This window comes from Oleiphilus sp. HI0080 (assembly GCF_001635135.1).
In genome coordinates this window covers 1-4,341 of sequence record NZ_LWFU01000471.1, presented here as the reverse complement: position 1 = coordinate 4,341, position 4,341 = coordinate 1, and the positions used below count along the sequence as shown (strand labels likewise).

The 4,341-nt window shown below is 49.4% G+C and carries 2 protein-coding genes; both read right to left on the bottom strand.

Going from position 1 to position 4,341, the window contains the following annotated elements:
* A partial coding sequence (locus tag A3751_RS09745) for a biotin carboxylase N-terminal domain-containing protein (RefSeq protein WP_068455089.1) occupies nt 1–2,413 on the bottom strand: 2,413 nt, incomplete at its 3' end.
* Nucleotides 2,414–2,453: 40 nt separating this feature from the next.
* The gene (locus A3751_RS09740; RefSeq protein ID WP_068455086.1) at nt 2,454–4,118 is read right to left on the bottom strand and encodes an acyl-CoA carboxylase subunit beta; all 1,665 of its coding nucleotides are present in this window, start codon (nt 4,116–4,118) and stop codon (nt 2,454–2,456) included.
* Between the last annotated feature and the right edge of the window lie 223 nt (nt 4,119–4,341).

Below are 4,341 nucleotides of genomic sequence, written 5' to 3'. Positions count from 1 at the left end.
ACTCGGTGCTGTAAGCAACATGCGCTAACAAAAGTAGTACTTCGTTGCCTAGTTGGTAGCCTTTGTGTGCGGCTTTTACAGCCTGCCATTGCTCTTTTTCTATTCCCTTGGGCGCGCGCGAATTGCACAGGGCTTTCTCGATCTCTGCAAAGTTTCTGGTGCCAAGTGTCAATTCGAGTTGTTCGTAAAAGGCCATCGCATCTTGGAGCACATCGTTGTCATGGTCCCAGATCATATCTGCCGCCGGATTTTCTGGCGTGTAGTTCATATTGAGATAATGATAGGTTTCTGAGAGCACGTGAACAGGGTTACGCTTCCAGGAAAGCTGACCTTTGCTGCTTTGTTCAAAGCTTGTTTTGTGTGTGCTCAGCCAGCCTGACAGGACATGAGGGTTGTTAAATAGCTGTTTCACTGGGCGAGTAAGCAAGAGCGCTTTTAGCTCTGCTGTTGCGGTGATCTCGTCTTTCAATGCTGGTTGCGCTGCAATTTCCTTGGCAACGACAGCCTGATAGACCTGATCTACATCAAGGTCGTTTGCGACCTGCTTTAATTGGCCCACCGCTGTGAGATAAGGCACGATAAATCGCGTGGTGGGGCGGGCATTAATATTATTGCCGATGAACCAGTTGACCAAACCGTAGTGAAATTCAAGGTTAGTAGAGAGGTCTTTGCCTTCAAGTTTGGTGACACGCAAAATTTCAGACAGCCGCTGATAGCTTTCCATTCGGCTGTTGCCGACCGTGAGCAACAGTGCAACGTTGCTATCGTAGGCGCCGGCTAGATGATAGGTCATGAATACGTCCGTATCAGGGTTATGCAAACTGATGCCCTGATCATCTCGAATCTCGCCTTCAAGAGGATTAGACCAGTGTTTAATCACTCCGCCAGCATGCGGTGCAAGCGCGTCATTTGTCGCGTTTAAGCGCGCCTCAACAGAGGCATTAAAACGAGGAACTCTAGTCGGCTTTGGTAGTCGTTTGCCGTGTGCTGCGAGCAGAACCATGGCTTCCACTAGTGACGTGACAACAAAGTGTTCATTGTCGTTCTCTGGGTTGGCGAAGCGCAAACTGTAGCAGAGCTCGGTTACGCGGTGCTCAACTTGAATGCGTGTGTTCATTTCCATGAAGAAGTGCTTGTCGCGATCAACGATGCATTCAAATGTTGAGACGTTGTCTAAGCCGACGGCCTCGCCGAAGCGCTCCGCTTCTTGTTCCATCGCCTCCAGCGTTTTAATGTCCTGGCTCAATACTTTTACTTCTGCATCACGGCCGGCTTTTACCGCATGGGCAAGTGCGTTTTGCAAATCCTCAGCCGTAACCGAGACTTCCAAAAGCTTTTGCTCGTGCATCTGTAATGAGCAGTCGCGGCCGCCCAGAGCCAGAGTCCACTCGCCATTGCCGATGACCTGAATTTCTTGGTGGCGTGTCGTCTCGATATTCAGCTCGACCAACACGTTTTTGTTATCGCCTACGCCGGTGGTTTTTACTTCGTTTAGAATTTCCAGTACCAAGCTTGGTGCAAGATCGGCTACTTCTTTTAGGCGTTTGTCCGCGCTGCCCTTAAGTGATGCAGGGCTTGGTAAAATACGCTGGCCTTTTCCGCCACCACCGCCAATTGCTTTCAGACGAATGCGGTTTTCAGGGTGCTTTTTGCCAATCTCGACGACTTGTTCAGCAATACTCTCTTGAAGCTCTGCCACGGTGTAAAGATCCACACCTTTCTTGTAGCCCGCAGCGAGGACAATGTCGGCTTTGTCCTCCAATGTTTCTGCCGCATCGAAGGCTTCCCGGTCAAGCGGAAGGCTTTCGGCCTCTGCCAACGCAAGCAGCTGGGCTTCATCTTTGTGTTTCTTGAGCAAGGCAAGCGCGGTTGCATTGTCCACGCCTGGTGTGACGCTTACGCCAACCTTCAGTGCAGTGCGTTTTGCTTCGTCTTTCAAGCCGGCATCGTGGACTGTCTTTGAGCATGGGCCAATGAAGGTCAGCCCCGCGCTTTCCATCGCGGCGACCATGGTTTCGTCTTCGGCCATAAAACCATAACCAGCAAATACAGCATTGTAATTGTTGGTTTTGGCGATCTGAATAATTTGCTGAATACGCTGTTCGCGCTCAGCTTTGTCCGCTCCAGTATAATCTGGTACGCGATGCACCCGACTCGGGTCAGGCATTTGTCGTAGCTCTGGTGCAAGTGCATTTTGATACACCACGCTATCTTTTTCGGAGAGCAAAATGCCGTAGTATTCGATGCCCATTTCCGTGAATACATCCATGGCTTCTTTTCGAATCGGGCCGCGACAGATAATCAGTGGGTGAATGTCTCGACAGTCAAAGCTGCGTACCCAGCTGGATGGCGCGTTGTGAAGTTGACGGTCTCTGTGGATCAGGTCGTTATTTAAATAATGATTCTTACTCATAATCTTGTTCTATCTCTCTGAAGTTCAAACAGACCGTCGTTTAGAAAAATTCTCGCTGAACGGATTGCATCGGCTCAGCCGTGTAGTGACTTAGATGAAAATTCATGTTCTCGCAGAGAACCTTCCGCAAATCTTTTGGCATGACAATTTGCGAAATCGAACCCAAACTCAGTGCCTCGTTGGGGTTCATCAACTCTTCTTCGTAGCGCTTTGCCAGCAAAGCTTCTTGCTCTTTACCCCAAGCGGCGCTTTCTTCTCCTGCTTTTACGGCACCACGTATCGCTCGTAGCTCATTTTTGTAGACGAACTCCACGCCTGCTGGCCCCATCACGGCTGCGCGAGTAGACGGTAATGCGATTACAAAATCAGCGCCGGTCGGATAATTATTGTAAGAGGCGTATGCGCCACCAAACGCGTTACGGATAATGACCAAAAAGCGTGGTGTGCGAAGATCAACGATCGCATCAAGCATCGCTCGGCCAGCTTGCACGATACCTGCCGTCTCTTGCTCCTTGCCCGGTAGAAACCCGGTTGTATCTTCCATGAAAATGACGGGTATGTTGTAAAGGTTGCAGAAGCGAATAAAGCGGGCATTTTTGTAAGCAGCGGCGATATCAATTTGCCCTGATGCAACAGCGCTGTTGTTCGCCACAAAGCCGATGACATTGCCACCCATACGGCCCAGCGCCGTAATGGTGTTTCTGGCGCGATCAGGCTGTACCTCAAGAAAATCGCCATGGTCACACAGCTCTTGTATCAGGATGCTGACATCCAAAGGTGTGTTAAACCCGCTTGGTCCGTTGAAGGCTTTCTTCAATAGAATGTCGATGTCCCAAGTTTGACGCTTAAGGGAATCAGATGTGGGCTGATGCGGCGCCAATTCGCTATTGTTGCTTGGGATATAGTTGAGAATTTCTTTTACTTTTTTGAGTGCGGCGACTTCGTCTTCCACCACAAAGTCGGTCACGCCGCTTTGGCTGTGCACTCCAGGGCCACCTAGCTCGTCTGGCGTCACATCCTCACCAAGAACACTTTTCACAACGCCTGGGCCAGTTAATCCAAAGAAGGTGTTTTTGGGTTGGATCATAAAGCTGCCCTGGCGTGGCAGATAAGAGCCCCCGCCAGCATTGAAGCCGAACATGCACATAATGCTTGGCACAACACCGCTGATCTTGCGCAGGGCTGTAAAGGCTTCTGCGTAGCCATCTAATCCGCCAACGCCAGCGGGAACATAAGCACCGGCACTGTCATTCAACCCGACCAGAGGAATGCGGCGCTTGGCTGCCAGCTCGATTAAACGCGCGAGTTTTTTGCCGTTGGTGGCATCCATGGAACCGGCGCGGACGGTGAAGTCATGACCATAGAGGGCGACATCCCGGCCATTTATTTTGACGATAGCAGTAACTAAAGAGGCGCCATCAAGGTTTGGCCCCCAGTTCTGGAAAAGTATTGTTGGCGTTTCGCCGGCATCGGTGAGTACGTCAATACGCTCCCAAATGGTCATGCGGTTTTTTGCATGTTGACGACTGATTGCTTTAACGCCTGCTGCTTTTCTGGGTCGCTTGATGAGCGCCCAGCCTTTCTTCAGGCTGTCCTCGTAAGGGCCGGGTTGATAGGTTGCTTGACCTGGAACTTCGAATTTCAGCTCTTCGGTTTGACTAAAAGGATTTTCTAGAGAAATAGATACTTCAACGCGATCGTTCATAAGGCATCAGGCTTATTTTAATATGTTCGAGTTGCGGTTAGCACAATCACTAACCAGTTGACTGCGGCAATCTTAAATTGAAACTAGCTAAAAGTGAAACTATGTCTGTTCTACTTTGGTCTATATAAGTAATTGATAAATATCGTTTTGTATAATAATTTGGAATTTTATAGACATAATTTGAAAACAAAAATAGACATAATTGATCATCTTGATTGCGTGT